Source organism: Pseudolabrys sp., from assembly GCF_050250095.1.
Classification (GTDB): Bacteria; Pseudomonadota; Alphaproteobacteria; order Rhizobiales; family Xanthobacteraceae; genus Pseudolabrys.
In genome coordinates, this window is the sequence record NZ_JBFWPH010000003.1 from 97,750 (window position 1) to 123,229 (window position 25,480).

Annotated in this window: 21 protein-coding genes; 13 read left to right on the forward strand and 8 right to left on the reverse strand. The window is 65.7% G+C overall.

Annotated elements, in window-relative coordinates:
* Window positions 1-19: 19 nt before the first annotated feature.
* A complete protein-coding gene (locus AB7F10_RS09910; protein WP_428560269.1) occupies window positions 20-1,117 on the forward strand; it encodes a quinone-dependent dihydroorotate dehydrogenase in 1,098 nt (365 codons plus the stop codon).
* Here the strand turns inward: AB7F10_RS09910 and AB7F10_RS09915 are convergent.
* Window positions 1,114-2,031: a methyltransferase domain-containing protein gene (locus AB7F10_RS09915; RefSeq protein ID WP_428560271.1), complete on the reverse strand. Its 918-nt coding sequence runs from the start codon at window positions 2,029-2,031 to the stop codon at window positions 1,114-1,116. The genes AB7F10_RS09910 and AB7F10_RS09915 overlap by 4 nt on opposite strands.
* A gap of 53 nt (window positions 2,032-2,084) precedes the next feature.
* Between AB7F10_RS09915 and AB7F10_RS09920 the strand changes: the two genes are divergently transcribed.
* From AB7F10_RS09920 to AB7F10_RS09930, 3 genes are read left to right on the forward strand one after another with little or no spacing between them, the layout of a single operon-like run.
* A complete protein-coding gene (locus AB7F10_RS09920; RefSeq protein ID WP_428560273.1) occupies window positions 2,085-3,122 on the forward strand; it encodes a ligase-associated DNA damage response exonuclease in 1,038 nt (345 codons plus the stop codon).
* Window positions 3,119-4,822, forward strand: coding sequence for a cisplatin damage response ATP-dependent DNA ligase (locus AB7F10_RS09925; protein WP_428560275.1), 1,704 nt, complete (start codon window positions 3,119-3,121; stop codon window positions 4,820-4,822). Before AB7F10_RS09920 ends, AB7F10_RS09925 begins: the two co-directional genes overlap by 4 nt.
* Window positions 4,815-5,090, forward strand: coding sequence for a DUF6460 domain-containing protein (locus AB7F10_RS09930; RefSeq protein WP_428560278.1), 276 nt, complete (start codon window positions 4,815-4,817; stop codon window positions 5,088-5,090). The genes AB7F10_RS09925 and AB7F10_RS09930 overlap by 8 nt, the downstream gene beginning before the upstream one ends.
* 161 nt (window positions 5,091-5,251) lie before the next feature.
* Here the strand turns inward: AB7F10_RS09930 and AB7F10_RS09935 are convergent, their stop codons facing one another.
* On the reverse strand, window positions 5,252-6,349 hold the full coding sequence (locus tag AB7F10_RS09935; protein WP_428560280.1) for a quinone-dependent dihydroorotate dehydrogenase: 1,098 nt from the start codon (window positions 6,347-6,349) through the stop codon (window positions 5,252-5,254).
* Between the two features lie 199 nt (window positions 6,350-6,548).
* On the opposite strand from AB7F10_RS09935, the gene AB7F10_RS09940 reads away from it, so the two are divergent.
* A complete protein-coding gene (locus AB7F10_RS09940) occupies window positions 6,549-7,178 on the forward strand; it encodes a S24 family peptidase (RefSeq protein WP_428561544.1) in 630 nt (209 codons plus the stop codon).
* Between the two features lie 22 nt (window positions 7,179-7,200).
* Here AB7F10_RS09940 and AB7F10_RS09945 read toward each other — a convergent pair whose 3' ends face one another.
* Window positions 7,201-8,832: a lysine--tRNA ligase gene (locus AB7F10_RS09945; RefSeq protein WP_428560283.1), complete on the reverse strand. Its 1,632-nt coding sequence runs from the start codon at window positions 8,830-8,832 to the stop codon at window positions 7,201-7,203.
* Between the two features lie 717 nt (window positions 8,833-9,549).
* Between AB7F10_RS09945 and AB7F10_RS09950 the strand changes: the two genes are divergently transcribed.
* The gene (locus AB7F10_RS09950) at window positions 9,550-11,013 is read left to right on the forward strand and encodes a DUF4236 domain-containing protein (RefSeq protein WP_428560285.1); all 1,464 of its coding nucleotides are present in this window, start codon (window positions 9,550-9,552) and stop codon (window positions 11,011-11,013) included.
* Window positions 11,014-11,289: 276 nt separating this feature from the next.
* Window positions 11,290-12,558 (forward strand): NAD(P)/FAD-dependent oxidoreductase, encoded by a 1,269-nt coding sequence (locus AB7F10_RS09955; protein WP_428560287.1) that lies wholly within the window; start codon window positions 11,290-11,292, stop codon window positions 12,556-12,558.
* Window positions 12,559-12,696: 138 nt separating this feature from the next.
* On the opposite strand, the gene AB7F10_RS09960 is transcribed toward AB7F10_RS09955, so the two are convergent.
* The 3 genes from AB7F10_RS09960 to AB7F10_RS09970 form a co-directional block, all read right to left on the reverse strand.
* On the reverse strand, window positions 12,697-13,578 hold the full coding sequence (locus tag AB7F10_RS09960; RefSeq protein WP_428560289.1) for a transporter substrate-binding domain-containing protein: 882 nt from the start codon (window positions 13,576-13,578) through the stop codon (window positions 12,697-12,699).
* An 86-nt stretch (window positions 13,579-13,664) separates the two neighbouring features.
* Window positions 13,665-14,111, reverse strand: a complete 447-nt coding sequence (locus tag AB7F10_RS09965) for a host attachment protein (protein ID WP_428561546.1) — start codon at window positions 14,109-14,111, stop codon at window positions 13,665-13,667.
* 195 nt (window positions 14,112-14,306) lie between these two features.
* Window positions 14,307-15,983, reverse strand: a complete 1,677-nt coding sequence (locus AB7F10_RS09970; RefSeq protein WP_428560291.1) for an acyl-CoA dehydrogenase family protein — start codon at window positions 15,981-15,983, stop codon at window positions 14,307-14,309.
* 224 nt (window positions 15,984-16,207) lie between these two features.
* Here AB7F10_RS09970 and AB7F10_RS09975 point away from each other — a divergent pair, with 224 nt between their 5' ends.
* The 3 genes from AB7F10_RS09975 to AB7F10_RS09985 all read left to right on the forward strand — a co-directional run bounded on the left by AB7F10_RS09975 (window position 16,208) and on the right by AB7F10_RS09985 (window position 20,388).
* Window positions 16,208-18,217 (forward strand): methyl-accepting chemotaxis protein, encoded by a 2,010-nt coding sequence (locus AB7F10_RS09975; protein ID WP_428560293.1) that lies wholly within the window; start codon window positions 16,208-16,210, stop codon window positions 18,215-18,217.
* Window positions 18,218-18,323: 106 nt separating this feature from the next.
* Window positions 18,324-19,205 (forward strand): YihY/virulence factor BrkB family protein, encoded by an 882-nt coding sequence (locus AB7F10_RS09980; RefSeq protein ID WP_428560295.1) that lies wholly within the window; start codon window positions 18,324-18,326, stop codon window positions 19,203-19,205.
* A 103-nt stretch (window positions 19,206-19,308) separates the two neighbouring features.
* The gene (locus tag AB7F10_RS09985) at window positions 19,309-20,388 is read left to right on the forward strand and encodes an acyltransferase family protein (RefSeq protein ID WP_428560297.1); all 1,080 of its coding nucleotides are present in this window, start codon (window positions 19,309-19,311) and stop codon (window positions 20,386-20,388) included.
* Between the two features lie 7 nt (window positions 20,389-20,395).
* Here AB7F10_RS09985 and ccrA read toward each other — a convergent pair whose 3' ends face one another.
* Window positions 20,396-21,673 (reverse strand): crotonyl-CoA carboxylase/reductase, encoded by a 1,278-nt coding sequence (gene ccrA / locus AB7F10_RS09990; protein ID WP_428560299.1) that lies wholly within the window; start codon window positions 21,671-21,673, stop codon window positions 20,396-20,398.
* Between the two features lie 178 nt (window positions 21,674-21,851).
* Between ccrA and AB7F10_RS09995 the strand changes: the two genes are divergently transcribed.
* The gene (locus AB7F10_RS09995) at window positions 21,852-23,021 is read left to right on the forward strand and encodes a glycosyltransferase family 87 protein (RefSeq protein ID WP_428560301.1); all 1,170 of its coding nucleotides are present in this window, start codon (window positions 21,852-21,854) and stop codon (window positions 23,019-23,021) included.
* Window positions 23,018-24,190: a glycosyltransferase family 87 protein gene (locus AB7F10_RS10000; protein ID WP_428560303.1), complete on the forward strand. Its 1,173-nt coding sequence runs from the start codon at window positions 23,018-23,020 to the stop codon at window positions 24,188-24,190. The genes AB7F10_RS09995 and AB7F10_RS10000 overlap by 4 nt, the downstream gene beginning before the upstream one ends.
* On the opposite strand, the gene AB7F10_RS10005 is transcribed toward AB7F10_RS10000, so the two are convergent.
* Complete coding sequence (locus tag AB7F10_RS10005; RefSeq protein ID WP_428560305.1) at window positions 24,162-25,079, reverse strand: ketopantoate reductase family protein; 918 nt, start codon at window positions 25,077-25,079, stop codon at window positions 24,162-24,164. The two genes, AB7F10_RS10000 and AB7F10_RS10005, sit on opposite strands and share 29 nt — an antisense overlap.
* A 93-nt stretch (window positions 25,080-25,172) precedes the next feature.
* On the opposite strand from AB7F10_RS10005, the gene AB7F10_RS10010 reads away from it, so the two are divergent.
* Window positions 25,173-25,424: a GlsB/YeaQ/YmgE family stress response membrane protein gene (locus tag AB7F10_RS10010; RefSeq protein WP_428560307.1), complete on the forward strand. Its 252-nt coding sequence runs from the start codon at window positions 25,173-25,175 to the stop codon at window positions 25,422-25,424.
* Window positions 25,425-25,480: the final 56 nt, after the last annotated feature.

The window sequence follows — 25,480 nt, forward strand, 5'->3', positions numbered from 1 at the left end:
TGATACGAGTCCGGCTCCCATGACCCTCTATTCAACCCTGTTGCGGCCGCTGCTGTTCCGGCCCGATGCCGAAACGGTCCATCGCGCGGCGATGTCGTTCGGCGCGGCGGCGGGCTTCGCCGGCGGCGCGCTGCGAAGCCTGACCGTGGTGGACGACGCGCGGCTCGCCACCACCGTCGCGGGTCTTGCGTTTCCGTCGCCGGTCGGGCTCGCCGCCGGTTTCGACAAGAACGGCGAGGCGGTCGACGCGCTTGCCGGTCTCGGCTTCGGCTTCATCGAGATCGGCTCGGTGTCGGCATTTGCTTCGGCGGGCAATCCGCGGCCGCGGCTGTTCCGGCTGCCGGACGACCGCGCCATCGCGGTCGCCTATGGCGTGCCGAACGATGGCGCAGAAATTGTGGCGGCGCGGCTCGCGCGCGTCCGGCTGCCGGTGCCGCTCGGCATCAACATCGTGAAGACCAATTTCGGCGCCGGCGCGCCGCCGGAGACGGACGACGCCATCGTCGCCGAGTATATGCAGGCCGCGCGGGCGCTGGCGCCGCGCGCGGACTACCTGATGTTCAACCTGAGCTGCCCGAACACCGTGGACGGCCGCGATTTCTTCGCGGATCGCGGGCGGCTCGATGCCTGGCTTGCCGCGCTGTCGGCCACGCCGCTGCCCTGCCCGGTGTTCCTGAAAGTCTCGCCGCTCGGCGGCATTGCCGCGATCGAGCAACTGCTGGAAGCCGCCGCGCCGCATGCGTGCATTCGCGGCTTCATGTTCAATCTGCCGAGCGCCAAGCCCGAAGGCGCGATGCGCACGCCGCGCTGCGTTTGGCAGGCGATGCCGGGCGCGGTGTCCGGCCCGCCGGCCGCACCGCTGCTCGACGAGTGTTTGCGCGAATGCTACCGCCGCATGGATCGCAAGCGCTACGTGCTGTTCGCTTCGGGCGGCGTTTCGTCGGGCGCGGACGCTTACGCCAAAATCCGCATGGGCGCATCGCTGGTCGCGCTCTATACCGCGCTGATCTATGACGGGCCGCTGGTGGTGCGCCGCATGACACGGGAACTCGCCGCGCTGTTGGCGCGCGACGGTTTCAATTCGGTGGCTGACGCTGTGGGAATCGACAACCGTTAGGCGCGGCCCGCCACGCAAATAAGACCGGGAACCGGGACGCCCTTCTCGGTGCGCATCGACGCCGCTTCGAGGCTGACGAGCGCAAGCCCGGCGCCGCCAAGCGCATCGAGCACATGCTCGCGGCCATGCGCGTATCGCAGCGTGTCGCGCAGCATCACGCCGTCGCCGTCGTGCGTTTCGACGCTGAAGGCGATCAGCGCATCGTCGGTCATCACGCGCGCGGCGGCGGCGAGTACCGGACCCAGCTCCTTCATGTAAACGAACACGTCGGCCGCGATGACCAGATCGCAGGCCGCCGCGGCTTCGCCGCGCAGAAACTCCGCGACGTCGCCCACCTCCAGCCGGTCGTAGAAGCCCTTGACGCGCGCCTGCGCGATCATGCCGGGCGACAGGTCGACGCCAACGAGATGCGTGCAATGCGCGCGGAACGCGCCGGCCGCGAGCCCCGTGCCGCAGCCGAGATCGAGCACGGTCCTGAAACGCAAAGACCGCCCGCTCGCCATCACCGCATGGAACAGCAGGCCCGGCCCGCAATAGTCGAGACGATCCACCAGCGTCCTGTCGAACACCGGCGCGTAGCCGTCGAACAGCGCGCGCACATAGGCCGGCGGCATTTCGTCGGCGGTCTCCGCACCGAGCCGCATCAGTTGCAGATGCGCGCCGCGCCGGTCCGCCGGATCGAGCGCAAGCGTCTTGCGGAATGCCTCGATTGCGCCGGCCTTGTCGCCGAGTCCGGCACGGACCTCGCCGAGCATGAACCACGCCGAGATATAGTCCGGCGCGATCTCCAGCGCCTGTATCAGCAGGTCGGCTGCCGCCGCGAGGTCGCCGCGATCGGCATGATCGCGCGCCCATTCGAAACGGCGGTCGGCGATCAGGTCGCCGGACGAGGAATGGAACGGAACCGGACGCATGGTGGGATGCCGGACGTCTCGCAAAGCAGGAAAGCCGTGCCTATTTACCGGCAATGCGGCCTGAAGACATCCTGGTTCCCACGCCCCGCGGCCTGTGCTGCAAGGAGGCCGGTTTTCATATCGATCCGGTGCGGCCGGTCGCCAAGGCCCTCATTACGCATGCCCATTCCGACCACGCCCGCGCCGGCCACGGCGCCGTGCTGGCGACGCAGGAAACCCTCGACATCATGCGGCTGCGTTACGGCGAGCGCTTCGCCGGCACGACACAGGCGGTCGCCTATGGCGAGACGATCAAGCTCGGGAAAACCCGGGTGTCGTTTCACCCGGCCGGCCATGTGCTGGGGTCGGCGCAGATCGCGGTCGAGCGCGGCGGGCTGCGGATCGTCGCCTCCGGCGACTACAAGGACGTGCCCGACCCGACCTGCGCGCCGTTCGAACTGACGCCCTGCGACGTCTTCATCACCGAAGCGACCTTCGGCCTGCCGGTGTTTCGGCACGGCGATCCCGACGCCGAAATCAGGAAGCTGATCGACTCCGTCGGCCTGTTTCCCGACCGCGCGCATCTGATCGGCGCCTATTCGCTCGGCAAGGCGCAGCGCGTCATCGCGCTGCTGCGCAAGGCCGGCTACGACCGCACGATCTATCTCCACGGTGCGATGGAGAAGATCACCACCTATTATCGGGAGCGCGGCATCGATCTCGGCGCGATCGAGCTGGTGCGCGGCGCGGCCAAGAACACGCTCGCCGGCACCGTCACGCTCTGTCCTCCCTCAGCGACGCGCGAGTTATGGGCGCGGCGCTTCCCAGAGCCGCTGGCCTGCTTCGCCTCCGGCTGGATGCGGGTGCGCGCCCGCGCGCGGCAGGGCGGCGTCGAGCTGCCGCTCGTCATCTCCGACCATGCCGACTGGGACGGCCTGACCGCGACCATCGCGGCGACCGGCGCCGGCGAAGTCTGGGTGACGCACGGCCAGGAGGACGCGCTGGTGCACTGGTGCGGCACCCGCGGGCTGAAAGCACGGCCGCTCGACATCGTCGGCTATGGCGACGAGGAAGAGGAAGCGGTCGACGGCGGCAAGGACGCGCCGGCATGAAACGCTTCGCGCAACTGCTCGACCGCCTGTCCTACGAGCCGGCGCGCAACGGCAAGCTGCGGCTGATCGTCGACTATTTGCGGGAGACGGGAGACCCCGACCGCGGCTTCGCACTCGCCGCGCTGACCGGCGCGCTGTCGTTCAAACACGCCAAGCCCGCGCTGATCCGCAGCCTGATCGCCGAACGCGCCGACTCGGTGCTGTTCGCCCTCTCCTATGACTATGTCGGCGACCTCTCCGAAACCGTCGCGCTGATGTGGCCGGCCGCGCCCGGCAAGCGGCCGAACCGCACGCCGCCATTGTCCGAGATCGTCGACACGCTGTCCTCGCTCGGCAAGTCCGAACTGCCGGCGCGGCTGGCGCACTGGCTCGATGCACTCGACGAAACCGGACGCTGGGCGCTGTTGAAGCTGGTCACCGGCGGACTGCGCGTCGGTGTATCGGCGCGGCTCGCCAAGACGGCGCTCGCCACGCTCGGCGGCAAGGAGACCAATGACATCGAGGCGATCTGGCCGGCCAGCGCGCCGCCCTACACCGAAATCTTCGACTGGCTCGAAGGCCGCGCCGACAAGCCGGACGTGCGGCCCTCGACCACATTCAGTTCCCCGATGCTGGCGCACGCCATCGAGGAAGGCGAACTCGCCGCGCTCGACCCCAAGGACTTCATCGCGGAGTGGAAATGGGACGGCATCCGCGTGCAGGCGATCGCGGCGCGCGGCGAGGACGGCGCCTTGCGAACAAGGCTGTTCTCGCGGACCGGCGACGAGATCACCGGCAGCTTTCCCGATCTCGCGGAGGCGCTGACGGCGGAAGCCGCCATCGACGGCGAACTGCTGGTGGTGCGCGAGGGCCGCGTACAATCGTTCAACGTGTTGCAGCAACGGCTGAACCGCAAGACCGCCAGCGCCAAGCTGCTGGCCGAGTTTCCGGCGCATCTTCGCGCCTACGACCTGCTGGCGGAAGGCGACGACGACCTGCGCGCGATGCCGTTTTCCGAGCGGCGCAAGCGGCTCGAAGGCATAATCCGCAAGTTGAAATCGCCGAAGGTCGATCTGTCGCCGGTCGTGCCGTTCAGGACATGGGATGCGCTGATTGCGGCGCGCGCCGATCCCGCGCACCACGGCGGCGGCGCGGACGCCGAGGCGATCGAGGGCGTCATGCTGAAGCGCCGCGATTCCGTCTATGTCGCCGGCCGGCCGAAAGGCCCGTGGTGGAAATGGAAACGCGATCCGATGACGGTCGACGCCGTGCTGATGTATGCGCAACGCGGGCACGGCAAGCGCTCGTCGTTCTATTCCGACTACACCTTCGGCGTCTGGACCGAGGGCGAGAACGGCCCCGCGCTGGTGCCGGTCGGCAAGGCCTATTTCGGCTTCACCGACGACGAGTTGAAGGAGATCGACCGCTTCATCCGCCGCAACACGGTCGACCGGTTCGGGCCGGTGCGGCAGGTGACGGCCGAGGCCGACAAGGGACTTGTGCTGGAAGTCGCGTTCGAGGGCCTGCAGACATCGACGCGGCACAAATCCGGCCTCGCGATGCGTTTCCCGCGCATCAGCCGGCTGCGCTGGGACAAGCCGCCGCGCGAGGCCGACCGGCTTGAAACGCTCGAGAAAATGCTGGCAGATAACGGCAACCGGCGAAGCACCGGACGGCGGGACAAGACAGCGGCGCGCGCGGAAGGACAGGACAATGGCTAACAATGCAGTGACGCGGGTGATCGGCGGTTCGCCGCTGGCGGTGCTCGGCCGGCTGATCCTGGTGTCGATCCTGGTCGGCGTCGTCCTCAGCGTGCTCGGGCTCGACCCCTGGAACATCCTCGACAGCGTCCGCCGGCTGTTCGAGCACCTGTGGGACATGGGCTTCGACGCGGTCTACTGGCTGTGGCGCTATTTCCTGCTCGGCGCGGTGATCGTGATCCCGATCTGGTTGATCATCCGCCTCATCAACGCGCCGCGCGGGCGGTGATGGCGTGAAGCCGACTCATTTGTACATGCCGGGTCGGCAACAGGCCGCTCACCCCCGCGAAAGCGGGGGTCCAGAAACAAAATAATTCGCGTTTCGGTGCGATCCTAGATTCCCGCTTTCGCGGGAATGAGCGGAGTTTGGTTCGACTGAACGGGTACCCTCTAGCTCGGCCAGCTTTCGGCAGTGATCGTCGCCGCGTCGCTGCCGATCATCGAGGCGAGCGAGGTGCGATGGCCGCGGCGGATGGCGGCCTCGAGGTCATGCTTGATCTCGCCGACGAGTCCGATGCCGCGATAGACGAGCCCGGTATACATCTGCACCAGCGTGGCGCCGGCCTTGATCTTGGCGATCGCGGTCGCGCCGGAATCGACGCCGCCAACGCCGATCAGCGGGAAGACGTTTTCCGCGCGCACATAGGTTTCCGCCAGCATCCCCGTCGCCAGCTTGAACAGCGGGCGGCCGGACAGTCCGCCGGCCTCGCGCGCGGCCTCGTGCTCGCGCAAAATCTGCGGCCGGGTGACCGTGGTGTTGCAGACGATCATGCCGTCGATGCGCTGGCGGCGCGCCACGCCAACCACGTCGTCGAGATCGCCGAGCGTCAGGTCCGGCGCGATCTTCAGGAGCACCGGCACCTTGCGCGTGGCACGCTCGCGCGCCTCGAGCACGCGCGACAGCAATTCGTCGAGCACCTTCGCCTGCTGCAGATCGCGCAGGCCCGGCGTGTTGGGCGAGGAAATGTTGACGGTGAAGTAGCTCGCATAAGGCGCGAAGGCGCCGACGAGCCGCACATAGTCGGCAATGCGGTCTGAGGAATCACGGTTGGCGCCGATATTGACGCCGACGATGCCGCTCGCCTTGCTGCCGTCCTTGCCGCGCGCCGCGAGCCGCGCCTGCACCGCCGCCTCGCCCTCATTGTTGAAGCCGAGCCGGTTGATGGCGCCCTGGTCCGCGGCGAGCCGGAACAGGCGCGGCCGCGGATTGCCGCCCTGCGGCCGCGGCGTCACCGAACCGACCTCGACGAAGCCGAAGCCGGAGCGCAGCAGCGGATCGACCACCGTCGCGTTCTTGTCGAAGCCGGCCGCGATGCCGATCGGATTGGGGAAGTCGAGCCCGAAGGCGCGGACCGCAAGCAGCGGCGAATCGCTCGCAGGCGGGCGCTGCGGCACATAACGCAACGCCTTCAACGCCAGCGTGTGGGCATCCTCGGGATCGAGCGCCCGCAACAGGGGGCGCGACAGGCGGTCGAAAAAACCGATCACGGCAGCCTCCGGGACGGGCCTTCAGGTCCCGCGGTCCCTATAACGGGGCGCGGCTGCGCTGTCCAAAGCTGCCCATGCGTTTTACCCGGGATTGCCTCTTGCCTTGGCCGCCCGATTCAAGGTTATAATTCCTAGCACTCGGACAATAATCTCAAGGCACAGACAAGACACCAGCGCCGTGGCCGTTCGCACTCCTTCCATGCTGACCCATGCCCAGATCTGGGCGGCGATCGACCGGCTGGCCGCGCGCGCGGGCCTGTCGCCGTCGGGCCTCGCCAAGAAAGCCGGGCTCGACCCGACCACCTTCAACAAGTCGAAGCGCGTGACGCCGGACGGCCGCGCGCGCTGGCCCTCGACCGAGTCCGTTGCGAAGTCGCTCGCCGCGACCAGCACCACGGTCAACGAATTCGTCAGCCTGATCACCGACACCGGCCGCGCCGCCGTGCAGGCGGTGCCGCTGATCGGCTTCGCGGAAGCCGGCGCCGGCGGCTATTTCGACGACGGCGGCTTTCCGGTCGGCAAGGGCTGGGAGGAGATCGCCTTCCCCGCCGTCAACGACGAGCACGCCTATGCGCTGGAAATCTCCGGCGACTCGATGAAGCCGGCCTATCGCGACGGCGACGTCATCATCGTCTCGCCGGCCGCGCCGACGCGGCGCGGCGACCGCGTCGTGGTCAAGACCAAGCGCGGCGAGGTGATGGTGAAGGAACTGCGCCGCAAGACGACCAAGAGCATCGAGCTGAAATCGCTGAACGCCGAGCATCAGGACCGCACGCTGCAGATGTCCGACGTGCTGTGGGTCGCGCGCATCATGTGGGCGAGCCAGTAGCGCGACGCACACGCCTTCGTGGTCACGCCGAGCGCGCCAGCGCGCCGTCGATCATGCTCACGGTGTTGTCGACGCCGTAGACCGCGACGAAGGAGCCGAAGCGCGGCCCCTTCTCCTGGCCGAGCAGCACCTGATAGAGCATGTTGAACCAGTCGAGCGAGACGCCGGGGCGGCCGTCCTTCGCCTTCTTGGCGTGATCGAGGAACGGCTCGCGGCGGCCGATCTCGTAGACGACATTCTGGATGTCTTCAGCGGTCGCGTCTGCCTTGAGGTTCGACAGCGCGTCGCGCAGATCCTGCAGCGCCTTGCGCTCGACGTCCGACGGCTCGCGGAAGTTCTTGGCCGGCAGCACGAAGTCGCGGAAATACTGAATGGCGTAGCCGACCATCGCGTCGAGCTTCGGATGGGTCTGCGGCGTGACGCCCGGCCGGTAGCGGCCGATGAAGCCCCACAGCGTCCCGGCGTTCTCGGCATTGGACGACGACACCAGCGTCAGCAGCATCGCGAACGAGATCGGCATGTCGATCTGCGGCGGATTGCCGGAGTGGACGTGCCACACCGGATTGGAGAGCCGCTGCTTGGTGTCCTGCTTCGCGTAGCCGTCGATGAACTGCTGGTACTCATCGACATTGCGCGGGATGACGTCGAAGTACAGCCGCTTCGCCGCCTTCGGCTCGCGGTACATAAAGAGAGAGAGACTCTCCGGCGAGGCGTATTTCAGCCACTCCTCGATGGTGAGGCCGTTGCCCTTCGACTTCGAAATCTTCTGGCCGTTCTCGTCGAGGAACAGTTCGTAGTTGAAGCCCTCCGGCGGCGTGCCGCCGAGCGCCTTGCAGATCTCGCCGGACAGCTTCACCGAATCGATCAAATCCTTGCCGGCCATTTCGTAATCGACGCCGAGCGCGCACCAGCGCATCGCCCAGTCCGGCTTCCATTGCAATTTGCACCTGCCGCCGGTGACCGGCGTGGTCACGCTCTCTTTCGTCTCCGGGTCTTCGTAGGTGATCGTGCCGGCCTTGGCGTCATGCGCGGTGACCGGCACCTGCAGCACGATGCCCGTCTTCGGATCGATCGGCAGGAACGGCGAATAGGTCGAGGCGCGCTCCTCGCGCAGCGACGGCAGCATGATCGCCATCACCTTGTCGAAGCGCGCGAGCAGCGTCAGCAGCGCCTCGTCGAACCGGCCCGAAGTGTAGCACTCCGTCGAGGAGAGGAACTCGTACTCGAAGCCGAAGTGATCGAGGAAGGCGCGCAGTCGCGCATTGTTGTGCTCGCCGAAGCTCGGATGGGTGCCGAACGGATCGCGCACTTTCGTCAGCGGCTTGCCGAGATCCTGCGCCAGCATGTCCTTGTTCGGCACGTTGTCCGGCACCTTGCGCAGGCCGTCCATGTCGTCCGAGAAGGCGATCAGCCGCGTCTTCACCTTGTCGTCGGTCAAGACGCGGAAGGCATGGCGCACCATCGTGGTGCGCGCGACCTCGCCGAAGGTGCCGATGTGCGGCAGGCCCGAGGGGCCATAGCCGGTCTCGAAGATCACTTCGTCCTTGGGCTTCTTCTTCAGCCGCGCGACGATCTTGCGCGCCTCCTCGAACGGCCAGGCGTTCGACTTCTCGGCGGTTTCACGAAGCGATGCGGCGGTGTCGGTCACGGACATTATGTCTTCGGTGTTTGGTCGGTTTCAGGCGCGGACAGTAGGAATCTGTGGGGGGATGTCAAATGGGGGGCGGTCCGGCCATCCTCATCGTCATTCCGGGTCCGCGCCAATCGGCGCGGACCCGGAATCCAGCGGCAAATGCGGAACCCTCATCTGGATTCCGGGTTCGCTTGCCTTCGCGCGTTACCGCGCTTGGCTCGCGCCCCGGAATGACGGCGTTATTTTCAGCCACGCCTTCTCCTTCTCGCGGCGCAATCAACGTCCGAGTTTTTTGGGGTTCATACGCCCCTCTTAAAGAGTGAGGGGGACGGAGCGCCGGAAGGCGCAAACCGTATTGTCCGCCTTTGCGAAGGCGGCGCACGCTTGCGAAGCGCGCTCGCCTTCCGGCGCTCCATCGCGGCATTTTTCGATGCGGGCCGCGCGATCGGGACACCGGAGCTGCGCCGCCGATTAAAGCGGCGGTTGCCGGGCCGTACCTGCAAGCTCCTTGCGTCCGGGCCGTAGTGCCCGGAGGGCGGAGCCCCGCATCGCCCGAGGGCAAGCTTACGAGGCTTGCACGCAGGCGCCGCACCCTTCCCCATTCTCAGGACGTCTCGCGAGAACGCCCCTCGTAGAAAGGGTGATAGGAATATATACTTAAATCCTAGATGGAGTCAACAGGCGAGTCGGATTGCCGTTAGCGCACATCGTGCCGCATAATAATTTTCGGGGACTGAAATGGGCTTTCGATTTCGCAAGTCAGTAAGGATTCTGCCGGGCGTCCGCTTGAACTTCAGTAAAAGCGGAACGTCCGTCTCAATAGGGACTCGTGGCTTACGCTATACAGTTGGAACGAAAGGAACTCGAACGACAGTTGGATTGCCGGGAACGGGAATATCCTGGACAGAGCATCGACCGTACAAGGCAAGCAAACACATATTACATAAGCCAACGGCTAGCCAACCAATCCCACACCGCGTTACGACTGAGCAAAAAATTGAAAGCGCCTCCGCAGAAACAATCAATGCTCTGTCAATTAGCGAACTTGCCCCAATCCTTGCTGCGATCCAAAAGCGGCCTAGATTTACTCCTGCAGTCGTCGCGATCTGTTCCTTAATTTTACTTGTTGCACTGGCATTAAACACCTCAACGCTGCCATCCATATCGCTCCTGTTTGCTATTATTTCTATATTCATATCAGCGCTCCTTGATCGATATCGCCGCTCTATCAAGGTTGAGTACACCGTAGAAGGCACAGCACAAATAATATCAAAAACGTTAGCCGAGACATTTCTAGACATCAGATCGTGCAAAGCTACTTGGGCCATCGCCACGATCGCCTCTACTTCCGACTGGAAACGAAATGCGGGCGCATCAAAGTTAAACGAACGAGAGGCCATTTATCTTCAATTTGGGAAGCCAACCTGCCTTCGAGGCGACATTTCTCTTCCAACCATTAAGACCGCCAAGCAAGAGATTTACTTCCTGCCGGATGCGCTGTTATTGCGCACGCAAGGCTCCGTGGCCGCCCTGACGTATCAAGAGTTAAGCTTTGAGAATGCGCGAGTGAACTTCATCGAAGAGAAAACAACACCGCCTGATGCGGTGATTCTCGGAAACACTTGGAGATTCATCAACAAAGATGGAAGCCCCGACCGAAGATTCAATGGGAATAGGCAAATTCCAATTTGCCAATACGGCCAGATGTCCTTTCGCTCCGCCAACGGACTAAATTGCATCGTTCAATATTCACGCCACGCGGCGGCGGAGCGCTTTGCAAAGGCGATCAATATTCTTCAGCGTCCTAGTTCGCGCATTGAAGCAAAGTCAATTACATCCGCGAAAACTCCCAAAGCATGGCCGGGGAATCTATTTTTGATATGCTTTTCAATTGTCAGTTTGTTTCTGTTTGTTCTACTCATGCAGGAAAGCTCATTAAATATCGAAGATGAAAGCGCACGGAGAATCACGCCTTCCTCCTCGCCATCGCGCACCAACCACACGTCAAAAATGGGGATACCCGGCGAAAATCAGGGCCGCAGCACAATCAGTCCCCCCACTCGATCGCAGGCAACACCAAAACTCACCACTGAGCCACCAGAGGTGAGAAAAAAGACCTTGGCCGAGTGCCTTACAATCAGCGACCTTGACGCCAGAACGGATTGCTTTGAGGAAGTCCATGCTAATTTCCCCAGACAATGACGCCTTATCTTTTATTCCTACAACGGAATTTCTTAGTTCATCACGCACAGCTGCGCTTCGTTGATTGCCGGGTCACGCTCGGCAACGACAGAAGGTACTTCACTCATTCCCGCGAAATCGGGAATCCAGAGATCAACAACAAAGTCAGTGATTGTGGATCCCCGCCTACGCGGGGATGACCGGTTGAGGTTGGCGCGACGGCTCCTGAATCATCGCGCTCTTTCGTGATCCACGGAAGACCGCTACATGCTGCGCTGAACAACGCGAGCGCACCCCGTGCCCCCTGCTGCTACACCGCCATCAAAAACCACCGCCGTGATCGGCGCCGGTCCTGCCGGGCTGATGGCCGCCGAGGTGCTGGCGCGCGGCGGTGTCGCCGTCACCGTTTATGACCGGATGCCGTCGGCGGGGCGCAAGCTGCTGATGGCCGGGCGCGGCGGGCTGAACCTCACCCACAGCGAAGACCTGACCGCCTTTCTCGCGCGCTATCGCGGCGGCGGCGACAGGCTGCGCCGTGCTGTCGAAGCGTTTCCGCCTTCGGCGCTGCGCGCATGGGCCGATGAACTGGGACAAGAGACCTTCACCGGCTCCAGCGGCCGCGTGTTCCCGAAGGCGATGAAAGCCTCGCCCTTGCTGCGCGCCTGGCTGCGGCGGCTGAACGACCTCGGCGTGCGCTTTGAATTTCGTCATCACTGGCGCGGCTTCGACGACGCCGGACGTCTGCGCTTCACGCAAAATCCAAATAACGATGGCGATGACGATGTGACCGTCGCGGCGGACGCGACCGTGCTGGCGCTCGGCGGCGCGAGCTGGCCGCGACTCGGCTCCGATGGCGGCTGGGCCGATATCTTAAGCGAGTGCGGTGTCGGCATTGCGCCGCTCGCAGCGTCGAACTGCGGCTTCGCCGTGCCGTGGTCGGAGCCGTTCCGCCGCTTCGCGGGCGAACCGCTCAAGCGCATCGCGCTGACGTTCGGCAGCGTCACCGCGCGCGGCGAGGCCGTCGTCACCCGCGACGGGCTTGAAGGCGGCGCGGTCTACGCGCTGTCGCCGCTGCTGCGCGAGGCCATCGCGGCGCAAGGCGACGCGACGCTCATCATCGACCTGCGGCCCGACATGAGCAGCGATGCCATTGCCGAAAAACTGTCGGCGCCGCGCGACAAGCAATCGCTGTCGAACGTCTTGCGCAAGGCGCTGAAACTTTCGCCCGCTGCCGCCGGCTTGCTGCATGAGGCCGCCGCGTCGGCGGGCAAAGCATTGTCGGCTTACGATGCAGCCGCGCTTGCCGCGCTCATCAAGTCCGTGCCGGTGCGGCTCACCGCACCAAAGCCCATCGCCACCGCGATCTCGTCGGCCGGCGGCGTGCGCTTCGATGCGCTCGACGACGCTTTCATGCTGAAGGAATTGCCCGGCGTGTTCGCCGCCGGCGAAATGCTCGACTGGGAAGCGCCGACCGGCGGCTATCTGCTGCAGGCGTGTTTCGCGACCGGCGCGGCGGCGGGCCAGGGAGCGACCGACTGGCTTCAGCAGAGCGGCACCCGGCCATGAGGTGAAGCATCACATTTCAGTTGTCGTCCCCGCGCAGGCGGGGACCCATACCGCGGAAGTTCACCGAAAAGCTGTGGCTATGGATCCCCGCTTTCGCGGGGATGACCGGTTGAGCGAGACGCCTCGCAGAGCGCAAATTCAAAAAGGACTGATCGGGAAATAGCGCAGCCACAGGTCGGTGAACTTGCCCTTTTCCCAGATGCGGAACAGCGCCCAATTGATCGCCTGGCGCAGCACGTCGTTGCCGCGGCGCACCGCGACGCCGACGCCCTCGCCGAAGAAGCGGCTCTCGATGAACGGGCCGCCGCGAAACACGCAGCAGCCCGCGCTGTCGGTGCCGTTCAGCCAGAACGACAGCGCGATGCCGTCGCCGAAGATCAGGTCGATCTCGCCGCGCTTCAGCGCCGCGCGCACGTCGTCGGCGGTCGGATAGGTCACCACTTCGGCCTCGGTGAACAGCGCGCGCAGATACGCTTCGTGCGCGGTGCCGGCGACCACGCCGACTTTGCGCGCCTCGAGATCGCCCGGCCGCACGTCATCGAACTCGACGTCCTTGCGCGACACGAAGCGCGCCGGCGGCCGGTAATAGGGATCGCTGAAGTCGACGCGGCGGCGCATCTCCGGCGTCGCCGCCATCGAGGCGATGATGGCGTCGCCGCCATTGGTCGAGAGGCCCTCGATCAGCGTGTCGAAGCGGCGGAACTGGATCGTGCAGGGAACCTTGATTTCCTCGCAGATCAGCCGCGCGAGATCGACATTGAAGCCGGCGGGCTGGCCGTCGGCGCCGGCATAGTTGAACGGCGGATAGTCGATCTCGGTGAGAAAGCGGATGCCATTGATGCGGGTCAGGTCCGGCCGCTCCGGCCGCCGCCGCGGATCCCAGAAACCGGGCACCGCCATCGGGTCGGCGCCGGGCGCGACCGCGGGCGTGCCGGTCGGCGGCCGCTCCTGCAGATGCGCCTGCGCGTGCGCGCGATTCCCCGCCGCGAAAAACGCGGCAGCGACCGCGAGAACGAGCATCGCACGCTGAAAGTGCCGGACCGGAGACATGGAGGCGCCTGACTGAATCGGCGCGACCATATCACCCCTCACCGGCGCTGTAACAATCAGCCGGCGAGATGCTTCTCGATCTCGTAAACGGGCAGTTTCACCAGATCCTTGGGAATCTCGGCGCGGACGGCCGCCTTCAGCCCGTGCGTATAGGCCGGGCGGATCATGCCGAGCGCGCGCGGCGAGGCGACCATCACGATCGACGGCGCCTGATGCGCCTCGACCGCGCGGGCCAGATGGGCGGCGAGATCGTTGAGGAAGGCCTGCTCGGCCTGATCGTGCCAGTCGGTCTGCCCGACGGAACTGCGGCTCGGGCTCATGCTGTCCTGCGCGCGGCCGGGCTTGTCGGCACCCTGCTCATGGGTCTTCGGGTTGTCGTGCTGAAAAGTGTCGCGCGTCTTCAAATTGGGGAATTTCTCGTCGCCGGCGTTTTCCAGCACCAGCGCCTTGCCGCCGTCGCAGACGACGATCCATTCGCCCGGCTTGATCGCGAGTTTTTCCACGTCCCTGGTCATGTCGCACTCCTTGCCTCTCGCAGCCAAGGATAGGCGCGGCTTGCGGGCCGGAGTTTGTCCCAAATCAAGCTGCTTGAAGGCAGGAACTCGCTCGTCATGGCCGGGCTTGTCCCGGCCATCCACGACTTACCTCGTTTCAAGACGTGGATGCCCGGCACAGGGCCGGGCATGACGGTCAAAAAATCAGTTGCTGCCGTCGAGCAGGCGGCGGGCGATCACCTGCGCCTGGATCTCCGCCGCGCCCTCGAAGATGTTGAGGATGCGGGCGTCGCACAGGATGCGGCTCGCCGGAAACTCCAGCGCGAAGCCGTTGCCGCCGTGGATCTGCACGGCGTTGTCGGCGGCGGCCCAGGCGACGCGGGCGGCGAGCAACTTCGCCATGCCGGCCTCGAGATCGCAGCGGCGGCCGGAGTCCTTCTCGCGCGCGGCATAATACGTGACCTGACGGGCGACCAGGATTTCCGCCGCCATCATCACGATCTTGTCGGCGACGCGCGGAAAGGCCGCGATCGCCTGCGCGAACTGCACGCGGTTCTGCGCATAGTCGAGCGCCTGTTCCATCGCCGCCTGCGCGACGCCGATAGCGCGCGCCGCGGTCTGGATGCGCGCGGACTCGAAGGTCTGCATCAGCTGCTTGAAGCCGAGGCCCTCGACGCCGCCGAGCAGGTTTTCCGCCTTCACCTCGAAACCGTCGAAGGCGATCTCGTATTCCTTCATGCCGCGATAGCCGAGCACCTCGATTTCGGTGCCGGTCATGCCCTTCACCGGGAACGGGTTGCGGTCGTCGCCGCGCGGCTTTTCCGCGAGCAGCATCGACAGGCCGCGGTGGCCGGCTTCCTTCGGATTGGTGCGCACCAGCAGCGTCATCAGGTCGGCGCGCACCGGATGGGTGATCCAGGTCTTGTTGCCGTAGACCTTGTAGACATTGCCCTCGCGCACCGCGCGGGTTCTGATCGAAGCGAGGTCGGAGCCGGTGTTCGGCTCGGTGAACACCGCCGTCGGCAGCACGGTGCCGGTCGCGATCTTCGGCAGCCATTTGCCTTTCTGGTCGGCGGTGCCGCTGCCGAGAATGAGTTCGGCCGCGATCTCCGAGCGCGTGCCGAGCGAGCCGACGCCGATATAGCCGCGCGACAGCTCCTCGGAGACGACGCACATCGACTCCTTGCCAAGCCCCATGCCGCCGAATTCTTCGGGGATGGTCAGGCCGAATACGCCAAGCTCCGACATCTGCCGGATCACGTCGAGCGGGATGTAGCTGTTGGTGCGGTGCCAGCTCTGCGCGTGCTCGACCACTTCGCTGTCGGCGAACTTGCGCATCTCGTCGCGAATCGATTCGAGCGTGTCGTCGAGACTGGCGATGCCGAAGGTGACGCTGTGCGCGGCGCGGATCAGCTCGGCGGCGCGGGCGCGGCGCGCGGCAGTGTTGCCGTCCGCCATCAGCGCCTCGCAGGCCGGGTTGATGCGCGCGGCGACCTCGGCGGCGGTAAGCCCCATGTCGGCCGGGCGCACGATCTCGCCCTGGCTGATCGGGATGCCGCCGACGATCTGGGCGGCGAATTCGCCGAAGGCGATGCGGATCAGATGATCCTCAAGCTCGTTCGGCGCGTCGCCGCCCGCCATGCGCCCGGCATAGGCAACAAGCTGGCGCAGCGCCTCGACATAGGTGGCGAGCCAGGCGAGGCCGTGCGCGGCGCGCTGCTCGCGGTCGACCAGCCGGCTGACCGCGTGGCCTTCGACGACGACGCGGCCGCGGACCTTGGCAGTGGCGTCGGCGAGCAGCGCCTCGAGACCCGCCAGCGCGTCGCGGGCGGTGTCTTCGAAGCGTGGACCGGCCGGGCGCTGGGCCGCATTCGCTGGCATGGGAAACCTCACGGGGGGCGATCGGACAGACGATGCGGCCACCTTACTTTTGCGATGCACAAAAGAAAAGTTGGCGGAAAGGCGAAGGAATCCAGCGGTCTGCCCGCCCCCGCGGCCACCGGCTCGCCTCACCTATAACTGGTTTATTAACCATTTTGATCTTTTCTGGCAGCCGCCGCGTCATTGGCCCGTGCCTCCCCGTCCTTCGAGAGATCGCACCTGTGATGCGCTCCCGCTCCTGGTCCGCCCCGATCCGCCGGCTCGTCAATGCGCTGTCGGTCCGCAACCGCGTCATTATCCTCGCGCTGATTCCGGTCATCGGCTTCGTCGCCAACGCCGTGACGTTCCGCAACGGCGAGAACAATGTCAGCGCCGCGTTCGGCCACTTCAAACATTCGACCGACATCGTGGAGGCGAGCCGCGGCTTCAACGACGCGGTGATGAGCATCCGCCTTGCGGTCAGGGACTACTCCGCCGACCCAGATCAGGAGAAAATCGACCGCTTCCACATCGCGTACAGCCGCGCCTTTCAGAACCTCGCTGATATTGCGAGCGCGAGCGGCGACAAGCAGACCAAGACCGTGACCCAGATCCGCGACACGCTGGAGAACATCGAAGTGATGTTCGAGAATCTGGTCGATGAGCAGGAAGCGCTCGGCTACAGCGAGAATGCCGGCATCCGCGGGGCTCTGCATTACGCCAGCAACGCCATCGAGCTCATCATCAACGAAATGCGCCAGTGGACGACCGAGGGCAACGCCTACATCCTCAAGGCGTCGCTGATGACGATGCGCAACCGCGAGGTCGAATACCGCCAGCAGCCGCGCGAACTGACCAAGGTGCTGTTCTTCCACGCCAAGCAGGAATTCGACACCGCGTTCGGCGAGATGTTCGTGCCACCGATCATCAGGGAGTCGATGCGCGCGAAGGTGACGGCCTATGTGGACGCGTTCTCGAACTGGGTTGCCGCGACCGACCGCGCGGCGCCGTTGCGATCGCTGATCGACATCGACAGCAGCAACATGATGCCGCTCGCGGAGGGCATCATCAAATCCGCCAAACAGGCCGGCGCGGTCGCCGACGATGCGCTGACCGGCTCGCAGTCCTGGACCCGGTGGATCGTCAGCACGGTCAGCATCGGCATGGTGTTGTTCGGTCTGCTGCTGAGCTGGATCATCGGCCGCAGCATCACGCGGCCGCTCACCGGCCTGGCCGATGCGATGAAGCGTCTCGCCTCGCACGAGGCGGAGACGAAAATCCCCGCCACCCAGCTGCGCGACGAGGTCGGTGAAATGGCGCGCGCCGTCATCGTCTTCCGCGACGCCATGTCCGAGCGCGAACGGCTGGCCGCCGTCCAGGCGGAAGCTTCGAGCGCGCAGGACCTGCGCGCCGCACAGATCGCCGCCAAGATCGACCGGTTCAAGACATCGATCGAGGCCGCACTGGCGCGGCTGCGCGAGGCCTCGCAGCAGCTCGAAGCGAATTCGACCGAACTTAACGCGACGGCGGACACGGTGTCCGCCGAGGCCGGCGAGGCCGAGCGGCGCGCGGCCGCCGCATCCGAGAACGTCGCAACCGCGGCGGGCTCGGTGGAGGAACTGGCGGCGTCCGCCGGAGAAATCGCGGCGCAGGCAAGCTCCTCGACCGACGTGGCCCAGCGCGCGGTGACGCAGGGCCAGCGCGCGGTCGCAACCATGTCGAATCTCGGTCAGGCCGCGACGCGCATCGGCGAGGTGGTCGGCCTCATTCAGGCTATCGCCGCGCAAACCAACCTGCTCGCGCTCAACGCCACCATCGAGGCGGCGCGCGCCGGCGAAACCGGCAAGGGTTTCGCCGTGGTCGCGGCGGAGGTGAAGTCGCTCGCCGGGCAGACCGCGAAGGCGACCGACGATATCGCCTCGCAGGTCGGCGCCATCCAGTCGGCGACCACCGGCGCGGTGCAGGCGATCGAGCAGGTCAACACGATCATTGCCGACATGGCGGGCATCGCGGCGGCCGTCGCCGCCACCGTCACGCAACAGAGCGCGGCGATCAGCACGATCTCGAACGGCGTGACGCGCGCGTCGGGCGACGCCCACACCGGCGCGCAGGCGATGAGCCGGGTGGCGGGACTGAGCGGCAGCGCCCGCGCGACCGCCGGCGGCGTCAAGGACATGGCGGATCGTCTCGCGGTCGAGGCGGAACATCTCGAAGCCGAGGTCCGGCAGTTCCTCAACGACGTCAAGGCGGCATAAACCGGTCGCCGCGTGCCGCTTTCGCACGCGTTCGCCTTTGTTTGCCCTTGCCAACGGCCTCGTCTCATCCAATCTGTAGGCGACAGGCGTTCACAAGGGCTTGCTATTGCCGTCCGTCCATAAAATTCTCGCCGTCCCGTACGAGGCCTTCAACCAGTTCGCCCGCGACGACGGCTGGGCCATCGCGAGCCACATCGCGCTGTCGCTGCTGATGGCGCTGTTCCCGTTCCTGATCGTCGTCACCGCGCTCGCGGGTTTCTTCTTCGGCTCGCAGGAACTCGCCGACGAGGCGGCCCGCATCCTGCTCGAAGCCTGGCCGCAGGCGGTCGCCGGGCCGATCGCTACCGACATCGCCGGCGTGCTGATCGGCAACCGGAGCAACGTGCTGACCTTCGGTTCGCTGTTCGCGCTGTACTTCGCCTCCAGCGGCATCGAGAGCCTGCGGATCGGACTGAACCGCGCCTACGACCTCACGGAGCCGCGTCCGTGGTGGCTGCTGCGCATCGAGTCGGTCGCCTATGTGCTGGTCGGCGCGGTGGCGCTGCTCGCCTTCGCCTTTCTCGTCGTCCTCGCGCCCGTGATCTGGACGCAGCTGGTGCGGCACGTTCCGGCGCTGGCGCCGTTCAGCGGCCTCGTCGACTTCGCCCGCTACGCCGTCGCCGCCTTCATCCTGGTGATCGCGCTGCTGATCCTGCATCTGTGGCTGCCGGCCGGCCGCCGCGGGTTCCTCGAGATCCTGCCCGGCATCGGGGCGACGCTGGCGATGTGGCTGATCGGCGGCGAAGTGTTCGGCCGCTATCTCGCGCAGTTCTCCAGCGGCTACGTCTCGATGTATGCGGGGCTTGCCTCGGCGATGGTGGCGCTGGTGTTTCTTTATATCTGCGCCTCGATCTTCATCTATGGCGGCGAGCTGAATTCGGTGATCTGCGGCCTTGTCAAAAAACGCAACGCCGCAGCGCCGCCCGACGGCCCGACTGCCTCAAATTGAAACTATTCCTCTCAATCATTTTTGGACTTTAGCCTTTATCAAGGCAGCCGGTTTCAGCGAGCCGGCACGACAGCCGGCCGGTTTATTTTTCGGTGGGCGTCCGTTGAATTCCTCGCTTCGCTACAACCCGGCCTGGGATGGCCTGCGGGCGATCGCGGCCCTTCTGGTCATCGCCGACCACAGCCGCGTGCCGGGCTTTGCCGGCGGCTATTTCGGCGTCGACCTGTTTTTCGTGCTGAGCGGCTTTCTGATCACCCGCCTGCTGGTCGACGAGTTCGAGGCCAAGGGACGCATCGATCTCGGCGTGTTCTACCTGCGCCGTTTGCTGCGGCTCACTCCGCCGCTGCTGCTGATGCTCGCGTTCTATCTCGCCTTCGCGCCCTCGGCCTGGCCTCAACTCAGCATATGGGAACATCTGCGCGACGCCGCCTTCGCGGCGTTCTATCTGTCCGACTACACGCTCGTCTTCCTCCACCAGCCGCGCTACCTGCTGCACACCTGGTCGCTTGCGGTGGAAGAGCAGTTCTACCTGATCTGGCCGCTGGCGATTTTGCTGCTGATGCGAATCCGGTGGCGGTGGCGCGTCGCGATCCTCGTCGGCCTCTATGCGCTGGCCACGACCTGGCGCATCGCCGAACACGGCCGCGTCGAGTGGAACGACATCTACTATCGCCTCGACACCCGCATGAGCGGCCTCATCATGGGCGCCATCTTCGCCACCTGCTTCAAACGGATCGGCCCGATCTCGCGGCAGAGCGCGAATATCACCGGACTGCTGGCCGGCCTCGCCCTGTTCGTCTGCATCGGCCAGGCTTACTGGCACATCGACGGCGGACTGATCTGGATGACAGCGTTCGTCAAAATCGCGGCCGTCGTGTTGATGATCGCAAGCACGGTGCCGGATTCATGGGTCAGCACAGTGTTATCGGCGCGGCCGCTGGTCGCCGTCGGCACGATCTCCTACGGGCTTTATCTCTGGCACTATTCGGTGGCGGCGTATTTCCGCGACCTGTTGCCGTGGCAGCAGACCTTCCCGATCGTCCTCGCCGTCGCTTTCGCCGGCGCGACGGCAAGCTGGCTGCTGATCGAGAAGCCGCTGCGGCGCTATCGCCGCTCGCTCGGCGCGACGCAGCCGGCGGCCGAACCGCCGCCGGTCGCCTGCGTTACCGTCAAGCCGTGCTGACTGGCGGTCAGGAACCCGCTGCTTCCAGCACGTCCTCGTAACTGCGCAGGCCGGTCGACGGCGCGTTGACCATCACCGCCATGTTGCCGGGCAGATGCTTGTTCTTCCACATCTTGGTGTGCGCGTCGGGGATCTTGTCCCAGGCGAACACCTCGCTCATGCACGGGTCGATGCGCTGTTCCAGCACGAAGCGGTTGGCCGCGCTCGCCTGTTTCAGATGCGCGAAGTGCGAACCCTGAATGCGCTTCTGCCGCATCCAGACGTAGCGCGCATCGAAGGTGATGTTGTAGCCGGTGGTGCCGGCGCAGAACACCACCATGCCGCCGCGCTTGACGACGAGGCACGACACCGGAAACGTCGCCTCGCCCGGATGCTCGAACACGATGTCGACGTCGCGCTTGCCGGTGATGTCCCAGATCGCCTTGCCGAACTTGCGGGCTTCCTTCACCCACACATCGTATTCGGGCGTGCCGACCTTCGGCATCGCGCCCCAGCACTTGAAGTCGTTGCGGTTGATGACGCCCTTGGCGCCGAGGTCGAGCACGTATTGCGCCTTGGTGTCGTCGGAGACGATGCCGATCGCATTGGCGCCGGACGCCGCGACCAGCTGCACGCCGAACACGCCGAGACCGCCGGAGGCGCCCCACACCAGCACGTTGTCGCCGGGCTTGAGCGTGTGCGGCGAATGGCCGAACAGCATGCGATAGGCGGTGGCGAGCGTCAGCGTGTAGCAGGCCGACTCTTCCCAGGTCAGATGCTTCGGCTTTTCCATGAGCTGGCGCGACTGCACGCGGCAGAACTGCGCGAACGAACCGTCCGGCGTCTCGTAGCCCCAGATGCGCTGCGAGGGAGACAGCAGCGGATCGCCGCCGTTGCAGTCCTCGTCGTCGCCGTCGTCCTGATTGCAATGGACAATGACTTCGTCGCCAACCTTCCAACGCTTTACCTTCGAGCCGACCGCCCAGACGACGCCGGAGGCGTCGGAGCCCGCGATGTGAAACGGATGCTTGTGGCCGTCGAGCGGCGAGATCGGCTGGCCGAGGCCGGCCCAGATGCCGTTGTAATTGACGCCCGCCGCCATCACGAGGACGAGCACGTCTTCTTCGCCGATCGGCCAGGTCGGCACCACTTCGAGCTTGAAGGATTCCTCCGGCGGACCGTGGCGCTCCTTGCGGATCGCCCAGGCGTGCATCTTCTCGGGCACATGACCGAGCGGCGGAATTTCGCCGATGCCGTAGAGGTCCTTCGGTCCTTCAACGCTCTTGAGCTTGGCCGCTGCCGACATGATTGCATCCTCCCCTGACGCGGGAACAAGTCTGCCTCATCGAATATTGCAGTGCAATAAAACCTTTGATCGGGTGAAAGGTTCCGCGAAGCCCGGTTTTTAAGGCTTTCTCAAGCGCGGGCGGCCAATTTGGCCCCGCAAGTGCCTTTCAGGGAACGCCGATTTGGCCGCCACCGACATGAGGTCTCTCCGCAGCGGCGGCGCGCCCCTCGCACGTCCGGTCGAACTGGCGTGTTTCGCGCTGATCGTCGCGCACGCGGTCTACCTCGCGGCGTCGTTCTGGCAGGGCAGCTGGATCGTCGGGCCGGACGGCAAGGGCATCGCCTCCGACTTCGTCAATGTCTGGGCGGCGGGCAAGCTCGCGCTCGATGGCCTGCCCGCCGTGGCCTACGACTGGCCGGCGCACAAGGCGGCCGAGGTGCTCGCGGTCGGCCACGACTTCGACGGCTATTTCGGCTGGCACTACCCGCCGATGTTCCTGTTCGCGGCGGCAACGCTCGCGCTGATGCCGTATGCCGCCGCGTATGCGCTGTGGGCCTTCGTCACCTTCCCGGCCTATGTCGCGGCAATGCGCGGCATCGTCGGCGACCGTTCCGGCTATTGGCTCGCGGCGGCGTTTCCCGCCGTGCTGTCGAACTTCATCGTCGGGCAGAACGGCTTTCTCACCGCCGGGCTGATCGGCGGCACGTTGCTGTTCATCGAACGGCGGCCGGTGCTCGCCGGAATTTTCCTCGGGGCTCTCACCTACAAGCCGCATCTCGGCCTGCTGTTTCCGCTGGTGCTGGCGGCGTCGGGACACTGGCGCGTGTTCTTTGTCGCGAGCGCGGTCGGCGCGATCATGGCGGCGCTGTCGTGGCTCGCCTTCGGCACGGTGACGTGGATCGCGTTCTTCAACTCAATCTCGCACACCTCGCAGGCGTTCCTGTCCGACGGCTGGGCGAACTGGGGCAAGCTGCAGACCGCGTTCGGCGTCACCCGCACGCTCGGCGGCAGCGAGGCGCTGGCCTGGACGGCGCAGGGACTGCTTGCCGCCGTGACCGCCATCGCCGTCTGCACGATCTGGCGCAGCCGCGCGGCATTCGACATCAAGGCCGCCGCACTCGGGACCGGCGCGATGCTGGCGACGCCTTATCTCTACACCTACGACCTCGTGGTGCTGGCGATCCCGCTCGCCTTCCTGATCCGGCTCGGCCGCCGCGACGGCTTCCTGTCTTACGAGCCGCACGGCATCGCGCTCGCCTGCCTGCTGGTGCTGGTGTTCCCCTTCGTCACCGCGCCGGTCGGCTTCGCCGCCGTGCTGGTCGCCGCCGCGCTGACCGCGCGGCGCGCGCTGCGGACGCCGGCGTGAGTGAACCCGCAACGACGCCTGCCGCGCGCATCGTCACGCTCGCCGGGTTGACGCTCGCGCTCGCCTTCTTGGTTGTGCTGGCCGGCGCCTATCTCAACGGCAACTGGCTGTTCGACGAGGCCGGCCGGCCGATCGCCAACGACTTCGTCAATGTGTTCGCGGCGGGAAAGCTCGCCCTCGAAGGCCACGCCGCTGCGGCCTATGACTGGACCGTTCACAAGGCCACGGAAGTTCAGGCGGTTGGCTACGACTTCGGCAGCTATTACGGCTGGCATTACCCGCCGACATTCTTAATTGCGGCTGCAACCCTCGCATTGCTGCCTTACACGGCGGCAGCTCTCGCCGCCCTCGCCGTCACGCTGCCGCTCTACGCGATGACGATCCGCGGCATCGCCGGCGACCGCGCCGGCTGGTTTCTCGCGCTCGGCTTTCCCGCCGCGCTGTGGAACGTGACCGCCGGACAGAACGGCTTCCTGACCGCCGCGCTGATCGGCGGCACATTACTGTTCATCGAGCGCCGTCCGGTGCTGGCCGGCGTGCTGCTCGGCCTGCTGACCTACAAGCCGCATTTCGGGCTGCTGTTTCCGTTCGCGCTGATCGCCGGCGGTTACTGGCGCGTGTTGAGTGCCGCTTCCCTCACCGCGTTTTGCATGATCGCCGCGTCGGTCGCCGTCTTCGGCGGCGAGACGTGGATCGCCTTCGCGCGCTGGATGCCGGTGACGAGCCATGTCGTGCTCGGCGAAGGCGGCGCCGACTTCGACCGGCTGCAAAGCCTGTTCGGCCTGGTGCGCGCGCTCGGTGGTGGCATGACGCTCGCATGGACAGCGCAGGGCGCCGTCGCACTGGCGGCGCTCGGCGGCGTCTGCGCGCTGTGGCGCAGCCGCGCGCCCTCCGCGTTGAAGGCGGCGGCGCTGTCGTGCGGCGCGCTGCTCGCGACGCCTTATCTTTATATGTACGACCTCGTGGCGCTGGCGGTGCCGGTGGCGTTCCTCGTCCGCATCGGACTGGCGCGCGGCTTCGCGCGCGCGGAGGCGATGATGCTGCCCGCTGGCGCGGCGCTGCTGCTGATCTATCCTTACGTCAAAACGCAGGTGGGGTTGGCCGCGACCGTGATTGTTGCGGCGCTGATCGTGCTGCGCGTCAAGGATTTTTCGTTTCGAGCAGCCTGACCAGCGCATGCAGCGTTCGGTTGACCGGCGTCGCGACGCCGAGCACTTCGCCCTCGCGCACTACGGCGCCGTTGAGATAGTCGATCTCGGTAGGCCGGCCGCGCGCGATGTCCTGCGCGGTCGATGAAATCTGCGTCGGCATCGACTGCGCGAAATCGAACAGCCGGTCGAAGATACCGGGGTCGATCTTGATGCCCCTGGCGCGGGCGACGGCGAAAACTTCCTCCGCCGCCGTGCGCATGACGTCCTTCACCTCCGGCATTGCCAGCATTTTGGCGTAAGGCATCATGGTCAGCGCCGACACCGCGTTGTAGGCGCAGTTGGTCAAGAGCTTGGTCCACAGTTCCGCGTCGATGTCGGGCGAGATCGTCACCGGCACGTCGGCACGGGCGAACAGTGCGACGACCTCGTCGAGCAGCGCGCGATCCGCGCCGCCGATCACGAGACGGCCGCCGCCGGTGTGCCGCACATGACCGGGCTTCGGCATCTGCGACGCGGCATAAACGAGCGCCGGGACCACCGGACACGAGACATGCGCGCGGATGCGCTCCGCATTGCCGACACCGTTCTGCAGGCTGAGCACCACGGCGTCCCCGGCAAGATGCGGCGCCATCGCTTTCGCCGCCGTGTCGGTGTCGCCGCTCTTGACGCAGAACAGAACATAGCGCGCGCCGGCGACGCCGGCCGGCTTCGTCGTCGCCGTGACGGCAATCGTTTCGATGCGGCCACCGTGCTCGAACAACAGCCCGTTGCGGGCGATCGCCTCGGCAAAGGCCGGACGGCCGATCAAGGTCACCGGCGCACCTGCCATAGCAAGCTTCGCGCCAAAGAAGCCGCCGACAGCGCCAGCCCCCATCACGGCGAATGCCGGCCATTCACCGTTTTTCATGTTGCTGCTCTGCACAGTGCATCGACACCGTCCCGGAATTTTGCTGCACTGAGTGGTGCCGCAATTGCGCGGTTTCGCACAAGGGGGGATGTCATGACCGTTGAAGCCCTGATTATCCTGCTGATTGTCGGCGCGCTCGCCGGCTGGCTCGCGGGCCTGATCGTCAAGGGTTACGGTTTCGGCCTGATCGGCAACATCGTCGTCGGCATCGTCGGCGCCCTGATCGCCAGCTTCCTGCTGCCGCGGCTCGGCATCGTCATCGGCGGCGGCATCATCGCCGCGATCATCAACGCCACCATCGGCGCGGTGATCCTGCTGGTGATCCTCGGCCTGATCCGGCGCTAACCGCCGATCCTCCTCCTAAAGTCTGCCGCCGGGCGGGGTTTTCCGCCCGGCGAAAT